The 23,801-nt window shown below is 71.9% G+C and carries 6 protein-coding genes; 5 read left to right on the forward strand and 1 reads right to left on the reverse strand.

Annotation, left to right across the window (positions count from 1 at the left end; all coding sequences use genetic code 11):
- Positions 1 to 322: 322 nt before the first annotated feature.
- Together ABZ564_RS08375 and ABZ564_RS08380 are read left to right on the forward strand one after the other, a co-directional pair.
- Positions 323 to 1,462: a hypothetical protein gene (locus ABZ564_RS08375; RefSeq protein ID WP_360851551.1), complete on the forward strand. Its 1,140-nt coding sequence runs from the start codon at positions 323 to 325 to the stop codon at positions 1,460 to 1,462.
- Positions 1,459 to 4,371 (forward strand): right-handed parallel beta-helix repeat-containing protein, encoded by a 2,913-nt coding sequence (locus ABZ564_RS08380; RefSeq protein WP_360851554.1) that lies wholly within the window; start codon positions 1,459 to 1,461, stop codon positions 4,369 to 4,371. Before ABZ564_RS08375 ends, ABZ564_RS08380 begins: the two co-directional genes overlap by 4 nt.
- A gap of 24 nt (positions 4,372 to 4,395) precedes the next feature.
- Here the strand turns inward: ABZ564_RS08380 and ABZ564_RS08385 are convergent, their stop codons facing one another.
- Positions 4,396 to 5,058: a hypothetical protein gene (locus tag ABZ564_RS08385; protein ID WP_360851557.1), complete on the reverse strand. Its 663-nt coding sequence runs from the start codon at positions 5,056 to 5,058 to the stop codon at positions 4,396 to 4,398.
- A gap of 207 nt (positions 5,059 to 5,265) precedes the next feature.
- Here ABZ564_RS08385 and ABZ564_RS08390 point away from each other — a divergent pair, with 207 nt between their 5' ends.
- The 3 genes from ABZ564_RS08390 to ABZ564_RS08400 all read left to right on the forward strand — a co-directional run bounded on the left by ABZ564_RS08390 (position 5,266) and on the right by ABZ564_RS08400 (position 23,602).
- The gene (locus ABZ564_RS08390) at positions 5,266 to 5,574 is read left to right on the forward strand and encodes a WXG100 family type VII secretion target (protein WP_360851560.1); all 309 of its coding nucleotides are present in this window, start codon (positions 5,266 to 5,268) and stop codon (positions 5,572 to 5,574) included.
- A gap of 43 nt (positions 5,575 to 5,617) precedes the next feature.
- Positions 5,618 to 6,097, forward strand: a complete 480-nt coding sequence (locus tag ABZ564_RS08395; protein WP_360851563.1) for a hypothetical protein — start codon at positions 5,618 to 5,620, stop codon at positions 6,095 to 6,097.
- Between the two features lie 186 nt (positions 6,098 to 6,283).
- Positions 6,284 to 23,602: an EndoU domain-containing protein gene (locus tag ABZ564_RS08400; RefSeq protein WP_360851565.1), complete on the forward strand. Its 17,319-nt coding sequence runs from the start codon at positions 6,284 to 6,286 to the stop codon at positions 23,600 to 23,602.
- Positions 23,603 to 23,801: the final 199 nt, after the last annotated feature.

A 23,801-nucleotide genomic window follows, 5' to 3' on the forward strand; every position in this document is an offset into this window, starting at 1 on the left:
TCCTCTGTCCGGCACAGTCGTGGGTGGGCACCGTCCTTGCCGATGGAGGTGCACGGGCCGTCTTCGTCCCGTGGCTCGCGACGGCGCCACGAGGCCCGCTGCCCTCTCGCGAAGGCGTTCACCTGCGGCGATGCCCCCGGTTCGGCGGTCAGGTTACGCATCGCCGGGATGCCCGAAGCGCACTTATCGCATGCCTGTGTGAGCGAAATCGGAAGTTCATCTTCCACTGGTGCGATCTTCACCTGGGCTTTCGCATACCCCTCTTATCCCGTCCGTCCGCGCTGGATACCCTCACGCGGCCCGCACCAGGAAAGGCAGATCCGTGTCCGACCCGGAGACCCCCGAACAGCCCGCCGGCTCCCCCGCGCCGAACCGTCTCACCCAGGAGGACCGCCACGGTTTCATCTCGGCGTTCGTCTCCGGCGTACGCCCGGCCGGTGAATCCGGGCGGGCGGGCGGCCGGCTGCTGCTGGTCGGCATCTCGGTCGTGGTGGCGCTGGGACTGACCGCCGTCGTGGTGGGCGCCTTCTCCGGAGGCGGGTCCGACGACAAGGCCGCTGCGCACTCCCCGTCCGCCTCCCCGGTGGGCAGGAGCGGCGGGCCGGGCGGACACGCGTCCCGGACGCCGGACGGATCCGGCGGCGCGAAGGGCGGATCCGGCGGCGCGGCAGGCGGCTCCGGCGGCGCGAGGGGCGGAGCCGGCGGCGCGGCAGGCGGCTCCGGCGGCGCAACGGGCGCAACGGACGCAACGGACGCAACGGACGCAACGGGCGGATCGGGGCCCGGCAGCACGGGCGCGGGGTCCGGCCCGGGACCGGGTAAGGGCAGCGGCACCGCCGCCAACGGCGCGTCCGGAGCCGGCACCGGGCCCACGGGCACCGCCGCCCCCGCCGCGTCGCCCAAGGTCCAAGGCGCCACCGTCGCGAAGGCCACCTTCACCGCCCTCGCCGGTTACGGCTGCCCCAGCGGTTCCGGCGCCACGGTGTGGGCCGCCGACCCCGACTACGACGCGGGCATCGACGGCTGGCTGCGCAGCTCCACCGGCGGTTACACCGGCGGCGGATGCAGTGGACGGTACGTGTCGCTGCCGATGTCCGGCTCGGCGGGCAGCCGGGACGCGGACACCTACTTCCTCTGGAAGTTCGACTACGGCTCGGCCTTCACCTCCGGTACCTGCACGGTGTCGGTGTACGTACCGAACCACGCCAGCAAGACCTATGTGGGCGGCTCCCCTTCGTACTACGCCCTCTACAACTCGACGAAGAGCGGCGGCACGGCGGCCGGATCGTTCAGCGTCAACCAGGTCGCGCACCGCGGCGACTGGGTCAGGGCGGGTTCCTGGAGGGTCAGCGGCGGTCCGCTGACCATCCGGATGGTGAACACCGGGACCGGCGAGGACAGGGACACCCAGCACGGGCACCACGCGGCCGCCCCGATACGGCTGTCCTGCGTCGCCGCGTGATCGGCCGGGGCAGCGGCACGGCCCTGCGGGTCGGCCCGCACGGGTGGGGCGCCCACAAGACCATCGGCGCGGCGCTCAGGGCCGCCGCTCCCGGCGCCGTCGTCTCGGTCCAGCCCGGCGTGTACGCCGAGACGCTGGTGCTCGCCGGGGATGTCGCGCTCGTCGCCGAACAGGGTCCCGGTTCGGTGCGGCTGACCGGCGCCCGGGGCGTACCGCTGACCGTGACCGGGGGCACGGTCAGGGTCGGCGGGCTGGTGGTGGAGGGCCCCGGCGGCCGGGCGGCGGTCCGGGTGACCGGCGGCGCGGTGGAGTTCGAGGAGTGCGAGATCGGCGGCGGCCCCCTGGAGGTTTCCGGGGACTCCGTCACGGCCCTGCGCGGCTGCCGGGTGCGGGCGACCGGGACGGCGGTGGCGGTACGGCTGTCCGGGCCCGGCCGTACCGAGCTGACGGATGTGACGCTGGACGGGGCGGGGCTGCTGGCCGAGCGGCACGTGGAGGTGCGTGCGCACGGGCTGACCGTGACCGGCGCGCCCGAGGACGCGCTGGTGTTGCGGGACGGCGCCGGGGGCGAGTTCACCGAATGCACACTGAGCGGCGCCGCCGCCAGTGCCGTACAGGTGGTGGCGGGCGGACGTCCGGTGCTGCTGCGGGACTGCCTGCTGGCGGACAGCGGGAAGCAGGGCGTCCTGGTGACCGGCGGTGATGCCGGTAGGGGTGGTCCGGCCGGCCCGGCCGGTGCTCGCGGTTCGGCGACCGCCGGTCCGGGGACGGGCGGCCCGGTGACGGACCGTCCGGGCGCAGGCGGTGCGGTGACGGACCGTCCGGCGGCGGGGTTCCCGGACCCCGCCGGCGCCGTCGTTCTCGACGCCTGCCGGATCACCGCCGGGCACCTCGGTGTCCGGGCCGGCGGCCCCGGCGCCGGGCTGACGCTGCGGAACTGCCGGATCGAGGGGACCGGCGGGGTGGGCGCGCTCGCCGACGACGGAGCCGTTCTGCGGATGTCGGACTGCCGCGTCAGCGACACCAAAGACAGCGGGGTCGCCGTGCACAGCCGTGCGCGGGCCGCCCTCGACGACTGCGCCGTGACCGGCGCGGGCGGCAACGGGGTGTTCGCGACGTATCGGGCGGCCCTGCGGCTGACCGGCTGCACGGTGACGAAGAGCACCTGCACCGCCGTCCATCTCGGCGACGGCGTACGGGCCGTGCTGCGCGGCTGTGTCCTCAGCGACGTGCCCCAGCACGGCATACGGGTGGGCGACGGCGCACTGGCCACGGTCGAGGACACCAGGATCGGGCCGGTGGGAATGGCCGGGATCTCCGTCGCGGGCGGCGACCTCACCGCCCGCCGGATCCGCGTGACCGGCGCCGAAACCGGGATCGACCTGACCACCCCGCACCGCCCGCTGCTGGAGGGCGGCGAACTCACCGCCTGCCGTACCGGTCTGCTGATCGGGGCCGACACCGGAGCCCAGGTGAGTGGTCTACGCGTCCGGAACAGCGGTGAGCTGGGCATCCGGATCGGAGAACGCGCCGCGCCCTGGCTGATCGGCTGCCACGTCCTCGACACGGCGGGCAGCGCCCTGGTGATCCTCGCCGGGGCCCGCCCCCGGATCACCGGGACCCGGGTCACCCGCGCCGAAGGCAACGGTCTGTACGCGGCGGACGGCGCGGCCGGTGAACTCACCGACTGCACGTTCGGCTCGACCGACTGCCCGGCGGTGTTCGCGGGCCGGGACGCCTCACCCGTGCTGCGGCGGGTCCTGATCCACCACACCGCCGAGGACGTCCGGTTGGCGGAGGGCTCCCGGGCGGTGTTCCGGGACTGCCGGATCGACGCGGTGGAGACCAGCGATCTGCCACCGGGTTCCCTGGCGGCCGCCGGCACCCCGGTGGGCACGCCGGAGTCCGATACCGGCACCGGCACGGATGCCGGCTTCGCGCCGGAGGGTGAGCGTACGACGGTGACGGGCGGGTCGGGGCCGGGCGGCGGCTCTGTGGCCGTACCGGTGACGGGCGACGGCGGTGCCACGGCGTCCGGGGAGGAGCCCTTGGAGGAGCTGCTCGGCGAACTGCGCGCGCTGGTGGGGCTGGAGCGGGTCAAGCAGGACGTCGAGACGATGGTGAAGCTGATGCGGCTGGTCCGTCGCCGCACCGAGGCCGGTCTGCCGCCGCCCCCGCTCAGCCGCCATCTGGTCTTCGCGGGCAACAGCGGCACCGGCAAGACCACGGTGGCCCGGCTGTACGGGCGGCTGCTGGCCGCGCTCGGCCTGCTCACCAAGGGCCACCTGGTGGAGGCCGACCGGGGCACCCTGGTCGGCGAGTACGTCGGCCACACCGCGCCGCGCACCACGGCCGCGTTCCGGCAGGCGCTCGGCGGGGTGCTGTTCATCGACGAGGCATACGCGCTGGTACCGCACGGACAGGGCGGCGATTTCGGCCAGGAGGCCATCGCCACCCTGGTCAAGCTGATGGAGGACCACCGGGACGACGTGGTCGTGATCGTGGCCGGATACCCGGAGGAGATGGATCACTTCGTCTCCGCCAACCCGGGCCTGGCCTCCCGTTTCACCCGCACCCTGGTCTTCGACGACTACGACGCCGAGCAACTGGCCGGGATCGTGGCGCGGCACGCCGCCGAGCACCGCTACGAGCTGGGCGAGGGGACCGCCGAGGCGCTGCGCGAGCACTTCGACGGCCTGGTGCGCGACGAGACGTTCGGCAACGGCCGGGGTGCCAGGCAGCTCTTCCAGCAGATGACCGAACGACACGCGGGCCGGCTCGCGGACCTGCCCGAGCCGACGACGGCAGAACTGGTGACCCTGCTGCCGGCGGACGTACCGGAACCGGAGTGGGGGGAGGACCGGCGTCGTGCCCCCTCCGCCGGGGGCGGTTACGAGGCGCTTCGGTGACCGGTCCGGGGGCTTCGGGCGGTCCTATCCCACGACGGGCGTCGGCGGCATCTCCGGGAAGACCGAGTTGTAGTCGGCGTTGGCGTAGGTGCTGCCGGCCCGGTCGATCAGCACGATGAACTGGCCGACGAGTTCGATGGCGTCGGCGCATTCCCGCATCACCTTCGTCATCGCCGGGTTCATGCCGGCGGCGAACTCCTTCGCGGCCTGCTGGAGTTCCGTGTCCGGTTCGAGGTGCGGGCCCTGGGGATCGAGGGACCAGATGCCGGTGGAGAAGTCGAAGAACGAGTTGTCCACCATCAGCTGGGCGTTCTGGCCGAAGACGGTGCTGTCGTTGACCGCGCCGGAGACCCGCGCGACCATCGCCATGTAGCCCTCGACCGCCGTCCTGGACGACTCCAGCAGGCCCTGCATGGACTCCCGGATGCTGCCGAGGTCCACGGTGATCTCCGGGTGGGAGCCGCCGACCGCGGTCGAGGCCGCCCCGCCGCCGCCGGACGGCGTCGGGCCCAGGTTCGCGGTGATCGGCGGGGCGTCGCCCCAGATCATGGCGAGGGCGGGCATCTCCACGGTGGCCTCGGCCGCCGTGCCGTTACCGGTGCTCTGGGTGTCCGAGGAGCTGCCGGAGGTGTCCAGGGGGGCCCGCGCCGGGCCGTGCGCCGAGTTCTTCGGCTCGATGGTCGCCACGGTCACTCCCGGTGCTGGTGGGACGGATGCGGTGCGGCCGGGCCCCGGGCCGCCCGGTACATCGCCCGGTACCCGGTCTCGGGCGGCAGCCGGCCGCAGCCACCCTGCCGGTGCCCGGTCACCGCGTCCAGGTCCCTGTTCGGGGACGCGATACGGCGCGGGAAAAGGGAAGTTACCCCTGGCGGTGGCCCGTCCTAGGGTACGAGCGTGCCCAGTCCTCCCAGCCCCGGTGATTTCCTGGCCGATCTGGCGCAGCTGCGCGAGGCCATCGGCACCGTCAACGGCTGCCACCAGACCCTTGAAGAGCTCACCGCCCAGGTGGACAAGGCGTTCAGCGGTGCCGAGGACGTATGGCACAGCCGGGCAGGTACGTCATTCGCCGTTCTGCACACCGATTTCGACGCGGCGATGCGGCAGCTGTTCGAGCTGTTGGCCGAGATGGCCGTGCGGATGCAGAGCGCCTACGACACGTACCACGAAGCGGAACTGCAGAACACCGTGAACGTCACGGCGTGACGACCGCGGCCCGCCGCACGGGCCGACCAGGGCAGGAGGACCCGTGATCACACAGCCTGACATCGACGCCCCCTACGCCGCGGCGACCACGGTCACCGACGGGGTCATCACCGTGTACGCGAGCCAACTGGTGACCCTGGGACGGCTGGTGGGCGGCACGGACGGGGCCGGCGGTCTGGTGGGTGAGATCAGCGACACCCTGAAGACGCTGTTCAACACGCTCAGTGCGCTGGAACTCGGCTGGCAGGGCCAGACGCAGGCGGAGGCCAAGAAGTTCGCCGACCGGCTGGACGCCTGTCTGACCACACTGCTGGGCACGGACGACGAGGACGCGAAGTACAGCGTGCTCAACCGGGTCGCGGTCGCCCTGAGCAGCTCCGGGAACAACTATCTGCTGGCCGAGGACGCCGTGGTGAAGATGTTCACCGAGTTCGGCGCCAACATCTCCCGGAGCGGCGACGCCTCGGGCGCGGGGACCAGCATCAACGACGCGACCCGGACGGCGATCAGCGAGATCTTCTGAGCCGGGCGGCCACGCCCGCGCTCACCATCCCGCCGATCCCGTCCTGCCGATTCCGTCCCGCCGATCCCCTCCCGCCGAACCCGTCCCGCGGCCCGTTCCCCGGCTGGTACGGCGCGGGCGGACACGGGCGGCGTCCCGCCCCCGCCCGACCCCTCGCTCCGACCATGCGCACGACAGGTGATCCCCTTGAGCGTCGAACCCGCCGATCCGAATCTCGCGACCGGGATATACGAACTCGGCAACGCCTGGATCGACTTCAGCGACATGCTGTGGGAGCGGATGTCCGCGATGGACACCGCGGTGCACTCCGCGCGGTGGACCGGTGACGGCAAGAACATCACGGACACCACCTGGAACCAGGTCCACGACAACCACCTGCAGAAGGCCGTCGACGACGCGCGGGCGATCGGCAACGCCATCAACAACTGGGGCGACCAGGTCCAGCAGATCTTCGACCAGCGGGTGGAGCAGGAGAAGCAGGAGGCCCTGACCGGCCTCTTCGGGGCCGTGCTGTCGCTGGTGCTGTTCTTCGTTCCGTTCATCCCGCTGCCGGAGATCCTGTCCGTGCTCTTCCGGGTGGTGGCCGAGCTGGTGTCCTCGGTGCTCCAGTCCATCCCGGCCGCTGTCGCCTTCGCGGCGGAGGTGGCGGTCGCCGCCGTCACCTCCGCCGGGGTGCAGCTCGGCATCGATGTCGCCGCGCAGGCGCTGGGCGCCGTGGCCGCCGGGGGCGACATGCCGGACTTCACCAGCGCGGAGTGGTGGAAGGGCGAGGCGATCAACCTGGGCGTGGCGGCCGCACTGGGCGTCACGATGGCCAAGGCGGAACCGGCGGTCACCTGGGCCTCCGACAAGACCCTGCCGACGAAGATCGAGGCACCGTCGATCACCGAGCGGAACGCCGGTGTCCCCGCCGGTGCGCCGGGCGGGATCGGCACGCCCCTGTACAAGGACATGGTCACCGTGACCGGCAAGACCGCCGGGAAGGACCTGAACACGGCCCCGGCCGGGCCGTTGAACAGCTCGGTGAGACCGGTCACGAACACGACGGTGAAGAGCACGGAACTCGGTGTCCGGCCCGCCAACGACACGACCACGCCCGCGCCGGCCCGGACCGTACCGAAGAACAACGACGAACTGCTCCCGCCGGTCGCCCGGAACGAGTCCGTGCGCCCGACGACACCGACGACGACCGGGCCCCGCACGGCGGACCGGCTCCCCGACGGCCCGGGCGGCAAGGCCGGGACGTCCGGAAACCCCGGCGCACCGACCGTCACACAGGGCAAGGCGACGAATCTCGACACGGAACCGTTGCCGCCGGCCGGCGGCAGCACCGAGAAGTTCGTCGCGCACTCCGATGACGGAGAGAGCACCTCGTACGTCGGGAACACCAGCGAGTCGCCGTACTCCGCGGGCTCGAAGAACCCGCTGAACTCCGAGAACTCCACGCCGGTGCCGATGCCGAAGGAGGAGAACGGCGGGCTGTACCAGGCGCCCGCCAAGTCCCTGTCCGGCGACAGGAACGTCACGCAGGACGTGCGGGCCACGCCCGTCGACAACCCGCGACCCACGCCGTCGGACAGCGGCAAGGCCCCGGTGAAGCCGACCGAGGCACGGGACCTGACCGCCAGCCTGGGGACGAGACCCCACGCCTCCGAGAACCCCGGCCGGCCGGCCGGGACGCCGCTTTCGGTCAAGGAGGAGCCTGCGGCGACCGCCACCGCGCATCAGCAGCGGTTCACCCGGGGTGTGGAGGAGCTTCGGGACAGGTTCGTCAGCTCCTCCAGCACCTCCCGCAAACTCCAGGAACTGGGACCCGAGGGCCGGCAGGAGATATTCGACGGGATGGTCCGGGACGCCAGGGCCAAGTACGACGAGATCTACGGTACGAGCACGGACAAGCGCATCGAGCGGCCCCTGACCTCCGCCGAGGCGGACAAGAAGTGGCAGCAGACCGTGCGGGACCTGTCCCATACGGTCAAGGGGCGGGCCGACCGCTTCCACGTGGACGTGGACCAGCGCATCGACCGCGCGACGTCCCACGCCGGCGACGCCTGGGAAGGCAAGCACGCTCCCAGGGAACTGGTCGAGCGGGCCGCGAAGCAGTACCGGGCCGAACTCCAGCACATCGGTGAGCAGACGTGGGGGCGGATCTCCGAGAAGCCCCACATGTCCGGAGAGGAGGCGCACAGCCAGTTCGTCGCCGCCGCCCGGCAGACGCGCGACCGTATGGACCAGGTCGTGGACCGGCTCACCGCCGGCCGCGAAGACATCAAGGCAATCGTCTCGAAGTGGGACGGCGGCCACGCGAAGTGGACGCCGGGCGGGCTGCGCGAGATCACCGACCACTATCAGCAGGTGCTGGCCGTCGAGGCGGACCGGGTGTGGCACGACGTGGCCACCGCCGCCCCGAAGGGCACCCGGCAGGACACCCTGTTCACCCGGTTCACCAAGGCCTGGGAACAGCGCAGGGCCGAAGTGCTGGACCGGCTGGCGGGTGACCTGCGCGCCCAGGAGGTCTGGGAGACCGCCCACACGGTGCATGGAGACCTGAAGCGGATCATCAGCCTCCGGGCGCAGGAGCAGGACGTCAAGGCCCTGGACGTGTACGGCTCGGTGAGGAAGGGCATCGCCGCCGACCTGGAACACGAACTCGACCTCCTCCGCCTGGTCGGCGAAGCACCGGCCGGCAAGGGCGGCCCGGGCAAGGGCCTCGACGGGCACGTGAGCAAGCAGCACCTCGACGAACGCCTCGAGGCGCTGAAGGACGGCATCCAGGGCCGGGTCGACTTCGAGACGGCGGCGGCGCTGAAGCTGAAGGACGCCGAGGCCGCCTACCTGGCAGCGCACGGACAGGAGTTCAATGCCGCGCTGCGTGACGCCCTGTACCGGGGACTCACCGACACCCGGGGCGAGCTGCGCGGTACCTCCTGGACGGCGCGGGACGTGGAGTCCGCTCTCGCCGGCCTCGACCGGCGGCTCGACGCGGTCACCGCCGCCGAGCACGACCCGTACGCCACCCCGGTGGGGGCCACGTCCTACCGGCCGCCGGCCCTGTCGGCGTTCCCCGGCGAACTGGTCACCTCCCCGCGCGAGAACCCGCAGGGGGCGCCCTCACGGAACACCGCACGGGACGCGCCGCTGTGGACCGGCCCGCCCTCGACCCACGAGAAAGCCGTCGCGGCGATCACCGCGAAGTACGGCGACGCGATCCGGCCGATCGCCGACGACCTGCCCCCGACGCTGAAGAGCCTGGGCGACAAGATCGACCGGCTGCTCGCCGACCGCACCGACGACGTCCTCATCAAGGCGTTCACCCATGAAGGCCGTCGTCCGTCCGACGACGTCCTCACCGCCTACCGGGACACCACCGGCAGGAAACTGCTGGACGACACCTCCGACGAACTGATCGGCACGTTCCGGTCGGTGGCCCGGACCTGGGACGACGGCCGTCTCTCCGCCACCACCCCCGAAAAGGCGCGAGGCGACTGGGAGAGCGCCCGCGACCGCGTCCTGGGCGGCCTGGAGGACCGCGAACGGAGGCTCTTCGACGACGCCGTCGACCGGTACCGCAGGGGCGCGGAGTTCGACGCGCGGGTCGACCGGCTGACGGCCGACAAGGCGGCCCTGCCCCGCTCCGGCCGGTACGCGCGCGAGGAGTACGTCAGCCATCCCGGCGACAGCACCCCCGAGCACCTGCTCGACTACGCGGCCCTGGTCGATCAGCGCGTGGCCGGCGTGCTGGACCGGGTCGAGCAGACCCTCCACCGGTCCGACCGCGCCGGCTCCCCCGACCCGGATGCCCTCGCGACGGCGAAGGACAAGTGGACCGGCCTGGCGAGTGCCCGGCTGATGGGCGGCCGGCGGGTCGCCGAGGACCTGATGAGGACCGGCGTCGACCGCGACACCGCCGTCACCCGCGCCCTCGACCGCGCCGTCGACCGGGTCCACGCCGAGCTGGAGGCCGAGGCCGCCCGGGTCCGGGCGCACGAGCTGGTCACCCGGTACGCCGAGAGCCGCGGGCCGGCCTCCGACGCCCCCGCGGTCCGTACGACCCTGGAGCAGTGGGACCACCACCTCGCCGCCGCCCTGGACGAGCACATGGCGGCGCGCGGCGAGACCAACCCGGCCGCCTGGACCCCCGAGGACCGCGCGTTCTTCGAGCGGACGCTCGCCGAGCTCACCTCGCCCATGGAGCTGTCCGAGCGTTTCCTCCACCACGAGCAGGTGCAGAACCACCTCGGCGCCCTCGCCGGCAAACTCGACGCGGACATGGCCCACCCGCCCGGTTCCCGGCTGGTGGCGAAGAACGTCCTCGGCGAGAAGGTCATCGACACCGCCGAACGGATCCTGGGCCACCCCGGCGCCCCGGGCCGTACTCCGCTCGACGGCGCCTACGACCCGCGGACCACCGCCTACCAGGTGCGGGCCCGGAACCTGGTCGGTTCGGCGGAACGCGTGCTGGCGGAGGAGGCCCGGATCGCGAAGGCGGCCTACGAGGCGGGCCGTGACTGGGACGACGCCTTCGGCCTGGACCCCCGTCTCTCCGCGCGGCAGGGCGGTCACCGGGAGGCGGCGAAGGCGTATCTCGACGACCGGGTCTCGGCGTGGACGCATTACCACGGCGACGGCAGCGTGACCGCCGCCGGCTGGCTGGAGGCCGACCGCGGTGCCGGCTCCCCGTTCCTGCGTGGCGCCACCGATCACGAGAACTTCCGGCTGGAGCAGGCCGGGACCGTGGAGGCACGTACGGTACGGGCGCTGAAGGCGATCGGCCGGCAGCTCGAGACGGCGGACACCCCCGCGGCCCTGGCCAACGTCCGCGAGAACGCCCTCTCCGTCGTCCGCACCAGCCGCGAACACGGGCTGAACGACCATGCCGAGCAGGCCCGGCAGTACGCGGAGAGCGCCCGGGCGAAGGCGGACGCGCTGGAGCAGACCGAGGCCACCGGTTCGGCCTCGGTCAAGGACAAATCGGTCGAGGACAAGACGTACTCGCTCACGGAAGGGCCCGGGAAGAAGACCGCGCCGGAGCCGGCCGAGAAGACCGGGCAGAGCACGGGATCCGGCGGCGGCGAGCGGTCGCGGCCTGCCGACTGGCGTCAGGACCGTCCGTACGCCGAGGTGCGGACGGTGACGCGGGAGCTGGAATCCGCCGGTACGCGCGAGGCGATCGACCGACTGGAGCCGAGGCTCCGTGACGCGCTGGAGACGTACCGGAAGTCCGCCGCGGACGGGCCCGAGAAGGGGCGTGTGGTCGGCGCGGCGACGAAGGCACTCGACGAGGCCCGGCTGCGCCGGGACACCGTGCCCGACAACGAGTCGGTCGCGGCCCGAAAGCCGTCGGCCACCCCGGTTCCGCCGACGTCCGGCAACCGGGTGCACGGTTTCTCCGACCTCCTCAGGACGGAGAACGCCAGGGGGACGAACGCGAGCGACGCCGGGAACTTCGGACACCGCTGGTCCGCGGGCCGGGACCGAGACGCTTCCGGCAGCGGGACCGAGATCACCCGCCGCACGGAGAACAACGAGGGCGGCGTCCTGCATCTGACGGCCGACCGGTACGGGACGGCCACGCCGTACGACGAGACCGTGCCGACGACCGTGGGCGGCAACAGGCACACCGACCGGGGATACCGGGGGCACGCGGCCGAGGTGCCCCGGGCCGGCGTCCGCGACGATCTCTCCGGCGCGTCCAACGGCCTGGTGGGCGGTTCCGGGACCACCGGCCCGCACGCCGTGAAAGCGGAGGAGGAGCTGTCCGGAGGCGTCGAGGGCGTCTCCGGGAAGAGCGCCGAGAACACCCCGAAGGCCACCCCGAAGGCCACCGTCCAGAACCCGCCCGCGAAGGCCACCGTCCAGGACCCGTCCGCGCAGGCCACCGTCCAGGACCCGCCCGCGCAGGCCACCACCCCCCAGGTCGCCTCCCAGTCGTCGCAGAGCGTGTCCGACGAGCCGAAGGCCACGGATCAGGAACTCCTGGCAGAGCGGCAGAAGGCCGTGGACGCCGCGCGGAACCGGTACGACCAGGCACTCGGACAGGCCGAGAGGCAGGCGGACGTCCACCGGGCCCGGCTGGCGGAGCAGACCGAGGCCGTAGCGCGACTGCGGCAGGAGCGGCAGCGGTTGCAGGAGGCCCAGGACCGTCTCGACGAGATCGAACGCTCGCTGGACGGGACCCGGAAGTCCTCGACGGCCGAGGACGCGACGGCGGGAGCGGTGGTCGTCGATACCGGGTCCGCGGAGGAGTCGCACGAGAACGAAGGTCCGGGCGAGTCGCCTGGACAGCCGTTCACCGAGGACGACGCGGCGCGGGCACGCGAGGATGTGTCGGCCGCCACCGCCGAAGTACACGCGGCCGAAGAGGCGTGGCGTGCGGCGGAGCGCCGGTCGAACGACGCGTTGCATGCCTGGCTCGGCTCGGAAATGGAGCTGGAGCGGCGGCGGACCGAATGGTCCGAGGCCGAGTACTCCCTCCCGTACCTGTCGGGTCCCGGGCCCACCGCCTCTCCGGTACGGGAAACCGGACCGGATCCGCTGACTGCCCTGAGGAGGCGGGTCGTGGCGGCGCGGGAGGAGTTCGAGAGGGCGAGCAGGACCGTCGCCCTGGCCGAACAGGAGAAGCACGCCGGGCAGCAGCTCACCGAGGCGGAAAACGCCTTGGGGGCCACGCACCTGCCGATGGGCGACACCCGCGGCGTCGAGCGCGCCGAGCGCTTCCACGCGTCGGCTCTCAGACTGGCCCTGGAGGCCGCCGCGGCGACCGGGATCGATGCCGGGACGGCACAGCGGGAACGGGAGCGGGCCCTTGCGGTCCTTGAGGAGGCCCGGCGTGACCTGCGGGCGGAAGCGGCGCGTCAGGCCGGCATACGTCGTGCGGAGGCCCGGGAGCAACTGACGCGGTGGGAGCAGGCCGTGGAAGCGGCGAATCAGCAGCACGAGCGCGCCCAGCAGGAGCGTCAGGAGCTTCAGCGCAATCTCAGCGACGTGGACGAGGTACTGGGACGGGTCCGGCTGTGGCAGATCAAGGCGCGGTTGCGCACCGACTTCGCCCGTTATGAGCTTGCCGAGCTCACCCGCCGTGCCCAACCACCCGCCGCGCCGCCGGAAACGGACGGGACACCGCCCACGACGGAGTCCGCCCCGACCGAAGAAGCCGGCCCGCCCGTAACCGAGACCGACACTGAAACCGAGACCGACACCGACACCGACACCGACATGGAAGCGGCACGTGCGGAGCTGGAGGACGCCCTCACCGAACTGAGGAAGGCGGACGAGGCACTCGGTTGGTCCGAGCGGCTGGACAGTACCGCCCTGCACGCCTGGGTGGATTCCAACCGGGCGGCGGAGAGAGCGCGGACGAAGGTGACGGAGGCGCTGTCGAACGTCCGGCGGTACACGTACCAGGCGGGAGGCAAGGAGACCGGATCGGGATCGGCCGAGGAGGCGGAGTCGGCCGGGACGCCGGAGACGGCAGAGACGGCAGAGACGCCGGAGGCATCGGCGGGGCCGGCGTCGCAGCAGACACAGGCGGCCAGGAAGCAGTACTCCTCGAGGAAGGAGCAGGCCGGGACCCCCGGTTCGGCGAACCAGGGGAACGTCCTGCCGCCCGACGACCTCATCGAGGGACTGGCGGACGACAACCCGGTGTTGCCGTCGCCGCCGTCACGGCTCACGAGGGGAATGGTGGGGGCCCAGGACGTGGTGATCGCCCTGGGGAACGGCCCGCAGGACTTCGTCCGCCAGCTGGCTCCGGCCCTCGAACGCCATCTCGGGACCCAGGACGCCGCCCTCGCCCGCGACCAGATCACGCAGTACCTGCGCACCGTCCACCTCGGAGCATGGCTGTACGCCCTCACCAACGGCGAGACGAAGTACCTCGCCATCACCACGCCCGGCTGGAGCGGCCGGCTTCCGGTGCGGGCGAGGCTGGAGGACGCGCAGACGGCCGAGCAGATCGAGAAGTTCGAGTTCGAGCCCGGGGTCGAGACGGGCGCGGGCACGGCCACGGCGTTCGACACCAACACCTCCTGGAACTACGGCGGTACCGCGCGGGCCACGTTCCCCTTCATACGGTTCGACTACAGCCGGGTGTACGGCCACGACAGCAATCAGGGCATGGTCTACCAGGACCTCGGCCGGACGATCGGCCGCGGCAAGACGGCCGTCAAGGCTCTGAGGATCCATGCGAACGCGGCCTTCACCGTCGACTTCTCCGAAGTGGGAACCCGCGGACGCGGCGGCGATGACCAGCGGCAGCCCACGGAGAGCACGGAGACCGTCGTCCTGAAGGCGGCGGTGGTCACTCCGGAGCAGGACTCGGAGTCGGCACCGTCGGTCAGGATCGGCCGCAGAGTGCCGACGCACATGGCGACGATGCGGGCCCTCGGCCCCATGGACCTCCTGGAGGACACCTACGCCCTCGACGACGAAGGGCTGCGGGACGACAAGGGCCTGGGCGCGGCACTGCGGCGAGGACTGCCGAACGGGACGCAGAGCCCCTACGACGCCGCCGTCGACTTCTACGGAAGTGCGGCGGCCGCGGACGAGGCCCTGGCCATGCTCGAAGAGCTGATGCCGCTCACCGCGCTGCACGAGAAGCTGCGCGCGCTCATGTGGGACGGCCCCGTCATGATCGACCTGCCGAACGACAGCACGGTGGAGCTGTCCGCCGAACTGGCCGAGGCGCACTTCGTGTACGACAACAAGGAGACGGAACTCAACGTCGGGACCGGATCCGCCCAGTCCGTGATCTTCACCTCCGGCGCCGCCCGGTCCCGTAACGACACCAAGGCCGTACAGGGCAACCAGCTGGGCGACCCCGACACCTGGATGTTCCCCGGGGTGTCGGAGGCGTCGGGGTTCAAGGCTTCCGTCTCCCACTCGAGTACGACCACCGGGGAGTCGGCCGACCTGCGGGAGAACACGTCCACCACCGGCGGCACCGTCAAGGCCAAGGTGCCCAGTTCGGTGTTCGACGGAAAGGTCGTCCTGGCCGTGACCTTCACGAACGGCGGGGCACGGACGACGAGCGGGTCGACGCTCCTCGGGGTGCGGACCTTGGTGCGGCAGTCCGACGCCAAGGAGGTGAAGCCCGGCGCGGGGGCCTGGCAGAGCCCACTGATCACCCCTGAACCCGAAGAGGAGGAGAACCACGAGCAGAACCGGCAGGACCGGCGCACGTTCGAGCTGCCGGTGTTCAAGGCCGGTGACAGGGCCCGAAGGCCCCGGAACATGGAACTGTCCGACGACGCGGTCGTCCTCGGACTGTTCTCGGGCGGGGACATCGAGTTCCCCGAGCTGTCGGACTTCCGCGAGAACCGCCGGACGGTCCCGGCCCCGAGCCGGGAGCCGCGACGGGTCGCCGGCCGGCGGGCCAACCCCGTCCAGCAGCGGCTCGACACGATCGGTTCCCTGGTGTACGCCCGGTGGTCCCGGCACGCGGTGGCGATCCAGAACGCTTTCCGCTCCGACCGGCTCGCCGCGAACCTGGTCGGGATGCAGCACAGCCCGCTGCGGGGACCCTCGTTCGACCACACGACGACCTACGGCAAGATGCGCATCGGCGCCTCTGCCACGGTGCGCGGCCTGGCCTATGTCGAGACCATCGCGAAGTCCGAACTGAACGTGATCAACGAGTCGAGCACGGCGTCCTCGCAGCGCGGCGGCTCCTCGCAGATGAGCCAGTGGCAGGGGACCGGAGGAGCCTACTTCGGTCTGGCCGAGGGCGTGTCGTGGCAGCCGGCCGTCGGCCCCACCAAGGGCGGGCGTGAACGGCACCTCCAGCGTCTGGCCGACTCCTCCAAGCTGCTCGCGAACAGCAAGTTCGAGGAGGAGATGGCGCTCTTCGCCGGTGAGGTGGAGCTGCGGTTCGGCGCCGTCGGCGGCAATGGCCAGGAGGTGCAGAGGCAGGGAACGGGCGAAGACCCCTCTGTGGTCGTCGTCCCCTTCTTCGTGGCCATTCCCACCCGGCTGACCGACGAGTACGTGGTGTCCGAGGACGGTGTAGGCCCGCAGATCTTCGACGGGGTGGACGTGGCCCGGGCCAAGGCGGGCGAGAGGAAGGCGGAGGCTGCGACCAAGGAGGCCGAGGAGGCCGAGGCCACGGCGAAGCGGGTGGCTGAGGGCACCTCGCAGATCGTCGACGACACCCCGGTGCCCGTCGAAGAGCCCCGGCGGGACCCGCGTGCCCCCCTCGTCGGGCGGGCCGAGCGGCAGACCCTGCCGGCGGACACCCAGATCCTGTCGCTCGGCGGCGGCAACAAACTGTTCAGGGCGGTGCTCACGAGCCTGGAAGGACAACAGCTCGGGGCCCTGGCCCGGGCCGAGGAGGAGGCCGTCTACGAGCCGCTGCTCGGCGCCGGATTCCTGCGGCCCCTGCTGGCACGCCTGTCGGCGGCCTCGGAGCAGAACCTCCGGCTCGGGGACAACGAACTCCCGTCCCCCGTGGAGATCATCACGGGACGGCACTCGCGGGTGGTGTTCGAGGTGGTCGAGGCCCGTGACTTCGTCTACGAGAAGACCGTCAAGTCCTTCGAGGCGGAGACCGGTGTCGAGCAGTCCCACCTCACCGGTTCCTCGGACGACACGCTGGACCGCAAGGGCGAGGTCCTCGACAGCGTGGTCACCGCGCCGTACGTCACCGTGCAGAACACGGCCACCGAGACGACGGACAGCAGTGTGAGCCGGGTCATGGACTCCGGTACGACGCTCCAGGCCAAGAGCAAGGCCACCGAGCCGTACGGCATCTTCAACGGCACCCTGCGCCTGGTGGGGCGGGTCGAATACCGGAAGTGGCACAAGGGCCGACGCACCTGGACGAGTTCCGGGCGGGACCGGTTCGAGACGGACCTGCCGGTGCGGGCCGCCTTCCCCACCGCGCGCCTGGAATACCCGGACGGTGGCGCGCCCGACGTCAAGAGGGGCAGTCGCGAGTCGTCCCGGGCCACGCTGCTGAGCCGACGGCTGCGCGGGAGCGACATCCCCGGACCGGTGCGGCTGACCCTGGACACCGATCCGCTCGCCGGGCTGCGGTCCAGGGGGGTCTCCCTCTTCGGCGGCAAGAAGTGGAAGAAGATCAGCACGTACCTGGTGGGACAGCTGACCACTGTCGATCTGACCGCTCCGGCCCGCGGCGCCTTCGACGGCCAACCCGTGATCATCCCCTTCGACGGCGGCTGGGCCGAGGTGACCCTCGCGCTGCGCAAGGGGTTCGACCCCGTGCACGACCGGGAGATCGACACGGTCGAGTTCAACATCGGCAACGCCGAGTCGTACAGCGAGGACAGCGTCGACGGCGACTCCGCGAAGTCCCGGAGCACGTCCCGGTCACAGCGGTTGGGCGTGACCTTCAAGAAGGACGTGGTCCCCGGCACGGCACTGGCGGCCACCCTCTCGTACCAGCGGACGAGGGGGCAGGAGAACACCGAGTCACGGCTGTCCAACGTGACCGTCGGCACCGGTACCAAGAGCAAGACGGAGGGCTCCGCGTTCGACGACGAGGTCGACATACGGATCACCGTGCACCGGGACTTCTCCAGCAGCCGGGCCCGCTTCGCCGCCGCCGCGCTGTACGCGGCGGACGTCTGGCAGACCGGGAAGCGGCGGTCACGGATGAGGCACACCCAGCGCGAGCTGGCTCCCGTGGTGGAACTCCTGCAAGTGGCGCAGGGGGTGAAGGATGCCTTCGAGAAGCAGGTGGAGGAGGGGATGGAACCTCTCCCCCTGAACCGGCCCGGTCTCAAACCCGTGTCCAGGAACGATGTCGAGACGGCCGAGAGGGAGACGGCCGGGAGGGAGAACGCCGCGCAGGCGGTCGAGACGGAAGCGAACCGCCGGGAGAACGAGGAAAGGGCGAAGCAGGACGAGGAGGAGCTGTCGGCGCTCCAGGCGACGTCGTTGACGCAGCGGCAGCAATGGATGCTCAAGCGGACAGGTTCGTTCTCCACCACACTGCACGCCCGGATGAGCCACATCTCCCCGAAGAGCGAGACTCAGGCGAGCAGGTTCTCGGACGCCGACACCGTCGAGGATCCCGGGGCTCCAAAGACGCTCACGGCCCAGTACCTGACCGACAGAACGGTGCAGGTGCGGTCGCTCACCTCGGTGGAAAGCATCCGCCAACTGCTGAACGCCCGTGGTGCCGCTTATTTCAAGGGACTGTGGGACAGGAAGTCCCACGGTGCCTCGCACCACACCAACGGCCGGTTCGTGCTCGGCTCGGTCAGCCGGGAACGGCTGATGGTCTGGCTGTCCGACCGGCTGGCCCACCCCGGCTCCACCGACCCCTTCACGGTGACGGTGGACGGCAAGAGCCCCGACGACACCATGACGATCCAGATCGAGGCCGACTTCCCGGTCGACTTCACCTACACGGGATACGACAAGAAGGCCGAGCGGGCCACCGCCTCCGAATCCGGCCACCGGGTCGACCTTTCCCAGAGCACGTCCACGGCGCACAGTCTGTCCGGCGAGTTCGCCCCGGAGTTCGGCTCCTCACCGTTGCGGCTGCGCTTCGGCGTCAGGACCGGGGGAGCCTTCCGCAAGCGGAGCACCGACCGCAGCCGCGAGGCCGGCCGTACCGTCCTGAACAGCAAGACACCTGTGCCGTACGTGCGTTACGACGGATGGGTCGGGCTGAAGTTCACGTTCCGGCGCGGGGGCAGGGACGCACGGACCAGCGAGGGCCTGATCCCGCTGGAGATCGCCCTCCCCCTCCGGGAGGCGAAGCGGGGCGAGCCCGCCGCCTCCCAGGAACCGCCCGCGGTGGGGACGGTCACGGCGCCTCAGGCGCAGCCGCGGAAGTCCACGGATCTCGCCACCATCGTGGAGGAGGACGAGACGGAGGAGGCAGGCCAGGAGGAGGCAGGCCAGACCCTCGCCTGGTTGGAACCCGTCCCCAAGAGCGCCCGGCCGGACAAGCAGAAGAAGAAGGAGAAGGAGGCGTCGCACGAATCGGTCCAGCCGGCCGTCGAAGGCGGTCAGGAGAACCGGCCCCCCGACGCCGAGCCGCACGAGGACGAGGACGACGTCGGCCTGCGGACCGCGCTGAAACCGAGCCTTGGGCCGTACCCGGGCGGCAGCACCGGCGGCTCGGGGGCGGAGTCGAGCACGTCGAAGCAGAAGCGCGTCCAGCACAGCTCTGCCGGCTCCAGCCGCTCCCAGGCCGTCTCGACAGACGTCCGGATGGAGGAGCTCGAGGAGGACCCCGTCGTCGTCCACGACCCGGACGTACGGATGGAGGAGGAAGAGGACCCGTTCGAGGAGATCCCCGAGGGCAGTTCGCTGGGCGAGGTGACGGTCGAGCCGCAGCCCGTCGAGGATCCGGAGGAGAACCTGGAAGCGGACGCGCTGCCGCACGAGTTCGCCGCTCCCCTGCCCTCTGCCTCGTTCACCGCCACGCGGTACCGCCGACCGGACGGACAGATGGTGACCCGCATCACGGTCGCCATCCATCTGCACCCGCGGTCCGGAGCGGGCGAGACCGAGTTGGCCCGGGCCCGCACGCTGGCCGTGCGCGGCCTCGCCCGCTACTTCAACACCCCCGGGCACCGGCTCTCCTACGGCGACCTGCTCGAAGTGAGGGCGACGTTCCCCGAGTCGGCGACGGGGGCGCACCACACCGTCAACGTCCACCGGGGCGCGGGCCGGATGGACTCCGCCAACTGGTACATCCAGAGCCCGGCCACGCCGTGGCAGGTGCGGGAGGACGACCTGGAGAGCCACGGGACACCGGTACCGGAGGAGGACTCGGAGACCGAGACCGTTCTCGCCCATGAGATCGGCCACCTCCTGGGCTTCCAGGACCAGTACCGCGAGGCACGGTCCTGGGCGACGGTACGGCCCGTCTACCAGGACGGCTCTTTGATGTCCGCCTACGACCTGGACGCGTACGGCAGGGTCACGGTCGACGCGGACTTCCAGACGGTCAGCACGCAGAGGCACCCCCACCTCCGGCTGGTCCCCCGCGATCTGAGGCTGCTGGGTCTCATGGTCGAGCGGGCCTGGCGGCGCGCGGCGGCCGCGGGACGGGTGGCTCCCGAGACCGTGCCTGCTCCGGACGCCCCCCGCATCACCGACCGGCTGATCCCGCTGGAGGTGCGCGAACGCGTGCTGCGCGGCGACCCGCGCCGGAGGATCGCCGGCCTGCTGGATCCGACCGGTCCCTCCGGGCGGTACGCCTCCGTCCCGGAGGGCACGGCCCTCAACCCCAACGGCACCTATCTCGCGTACCTCCACCGCGGTCCGGCGCCACGGACCCGGCATGACCGCCCCCGCATGATGTTCCCGGCGCACTGGAGCGCCGACGACGTGCTGCACGCTGTCGAGCAGGTGTACCTGGAGCAGGTGCGGTCGGCGAACCTGCGGCCGGTACGGGCCGGCATGCCCGACGGCACCCAGGAGTTCACCGGGACCTACCAAGGGGTCCGGATCACCGGCACGGTGGACGCGTCCGGCGTCATCACCGACTTCGCGCCGCACGAGGACCAGAGCGAGGCCGGTCCGCCGCGCGACGCGGCCGAGGCCGCCGCGCGACTGCGCGCGCTCCAGGACCCGGCGACGGCCCGGACCGTGCCGATGCTCCAGCCGCCCGGTGAGCCGTACACGGCGCCGGCAAGGCCCGCCCTGGTCATCGGCGAGCCGGCCCGGCAGTTCGTGCTGCGCGGTGACCGCTTCCACCGGGTCGGCTTCCACTACACGCACCCCGCCGTCTCGGACGACGACCTCACGTCCGGTTCCGAGTCCGAAGTCGACCACGAACTGCTGTACAACGACCGCGGCATCCTCGTCCAGGCACAGACCGGCCCGTCGCTGCCCAACGGTGTCCGCTTCGGAACCGTCTACTACCGGCGCCCGGACGCCGACCAGCTGCACACCAGGGTGTCGCGGGTGCGGCAGATCCGGGAGGACGGCGTACTCGGCCGGCCGATCTCGGACGAGCTGTACGACGAGGTCGCCGGGAAGTTCCGGTACTCGGACCACGGAGGCCGGAACGCTCTGGGTGCCGACGGCCAGTATCGTCAGTCGCATCCGCTCTTCCCCGCCGGCTGGAGCACCGAGACCCTCTGGCAGGAGGTCGCCCGGGCACACGAAGCGGCCCTCGCGTCAGGGCGTTTCGCCGTTCTCGAAGGGGGCGGCTACCTCTGGGAGGGGGTTTCCGGCGGCGTACGCATGCAGGGTCAGGTGCTCGACGGCACTCTGATGTGGGTGCGGCCGACCCGGCACCAGCCGCGGGCCGTGTGGGACGAGTGGGAGATCATCGCCCGGAGCGAGCCGGTCGTGGTCACGGGCTCGGACGGCAACAACCGGGCGGTCCCCTTCCGTCGTCAGCAGGTTCTGTTCGGCGGTGGCGACTGGGGCGTCCGGATCGTGCGCGAACTGCGGTATCCGGTGTCGTACACGCCGGAGCAGGTGGCTGCCCTCCGCGCCTTCGTGGAGCGGCTGCGGGCACGGCTGAACACCTCGGTCGACTCCTCCCGGGGGACGTCCGTGGCGGGGACGGCGCCGCTCACCCTGTTCGACCTGGAGCTGCGCCCGGCCGGGATGGGTCAACCTCATGACGTCGGAGACTGGCACCGGTCGGCGCTGAGCGGGAACGTCGTGCTCGGAGAACTGTTCGGCTGGGGGTCGGGCAACGGCTGGGGGCGTCGGGCCCTGGTCGAGCGGTTGGGCGGCGCCGTGCTCCAGGCCGAAGGCTGGGTGCCCGACGGCGATCAGCTCCCGCAGGGGATCCCCGGCCCGGACACCCTGATCGGGCTGGAGCTGGATCTCATCCGTCACCGGGCCGGCCTGGACAGCCTGTTCGACGAGCCGGACCTGGACGAACTGCTCGCCCTGAACCGGGCGGACGAGCTGGCTCCGCACGCCGGCAGGGGGGCCACCGAGCAGCACGTGATGCGACTGTTCGACGGCTCGACGGTTCCGGACGTGCTCGAAGGCGTTCTGCCCGACGGGTGGAGCGGGGACCGCGCCCGGCTGGCCGTGCTCCAGACCCTTCAGGGAGCCCATCCCTCCGAGCGGATACCGGCGGACACGCCCGGCGCTCTGCGCCTGGTGGCCCGGCCCGCTCCCGGCTTCCGGCTGGAGATGACCGTGTCGCGCACCGATGGCGCGGTGCTGTCGTACCAGCTCTTCACGGAACCCGCACCCGCGCGCTCCGTCGCCCGGCCGGCCCACCCCGTCGCCGCCGAACTGCGGGTCTCACCGACTCTTCTGTCCGCCTTTGCCGCGCTGCTGGGCGAAGTGGGAGAAGAGGACCTGTGGTCCGTCGCGCCGCTGCTGCGTGAACCGCGGCCTCTCGGTGCCCTGTTCGACCAGCTGGCGCGGATCACGGACCGGCTCGGTGTGGACCGCACGCGGCTCGGGCGGTTCGTCGCCGACATGTCGGAGCTGCGCGTCCGGATCGACCAGTGGACGCACTACGACGCCCAGCTCCGTTCCCGAGGCCAGACCTTGGCCGAGGCGCGCGCCTCTCTCCACCGGAACAAGCGGGCACGTTCCGTCGAGGACGGAGGGGAGGAGCGTCCGTCCGCCCGGCGGCGGACGGACGACTCCGGGACGGAGGTGGTCTCCGGGACGGGGACGACCCCGGAGACGGATCCTGCATCCGAGACGGACCCGGTCTCCGAGACGGACCCGGTCTCCGAGACGGACCTGGACTCCGAGATGGAGATCGACTCCGAGACGGAGTGGGGACTGCTCCTCGAATCGGACACCGAGGCGATGTCGCAGGACGAGGAGGAGGCCGTGGAGGAGTACGAGGACCAGACCGGGCAGGAGTACGACCGGGAACAGCGGCACCAGGCGTCGTACCGGGCCCGGACCCGTGCGGAGGAAAGGGATGTGCCGCGTCCGCCGGTAAGGAACAGCCCCCTCCGGTCGCGGGTGTCGCGGGCACCCGGCCGCGCCCTCGGCGCCCCGGGCGCGCCGACGCGAGAGCCGTGGTCCGCGCAGGGCACGCCGGATCAGGTGCCGACCCCGCCGGATCCGGTGCGGAACGCTTCTCCCGCGCCGGCGCCGATCGTCTTCGTGGACGACGGGAGCCGGATCAGCGGCCGCTTGCAGGCCGTCGCGTGGTCGCCCGCCGGTACGAAGGCCACCGGGACCGGAGCGGCGGGGGACGGCGAGGGGAGGGCGCTGGCCCAGCTCCGGTACGTGCTGGGGACCCCGCTGCCGACACCGGCCGGGGGCACCCCCTCGGCCGGGGTGCCGCGGCAGGCCCACGTCACGGGCCTGCTGCTGGGCAGCGAACGCGCCGCCGACCTCACGCACGCCCTGCTCACCAAGCTGGTACGGGTGGCGGCGGCGGAGGAGGTCACGGAGATCGTCCTCGACGTGGCCTCCGGGACCCTTCCGGAGGGACTGCTGACGTCGTGGGGCTTCGTGACGGCGGGCGGATCCGCGCCGGAACGGTGGACGGTGCCGGTGACGGAGCTGCGGCGGACGCTGAACACCAGGTCCGTGTCGCCCGGCCTGAAGGTGGCGAACTGCGAGTCGGGCCGGATCTGAGGGAGGTGACGGCCCGCCCCCGGGCCGTCACAGCACCCCGTCCGGGCCAGGCACTCCGTTCCGTACGGTTCCCTCGGAGGGTGTCCCGGCCGGCTTCTCCGAGGGCGGCCCGTGCCGCGCCTCCGCGCCGCCCCGCCGCGCCGGCCCTCCGCGTCACCCCTCCGTCCCCGAACTGGGACCTGGGCCGGGGCGGGGTCCG

The organism is Streptomyces sp. NPDC019224 (genome assembly GCF_040632605.1).
Classification (GTDB): Bacteria; Actinomycetota; Actinomycetes; order Streptomycetales; family Streptomycetaceae; genus Streptomyces.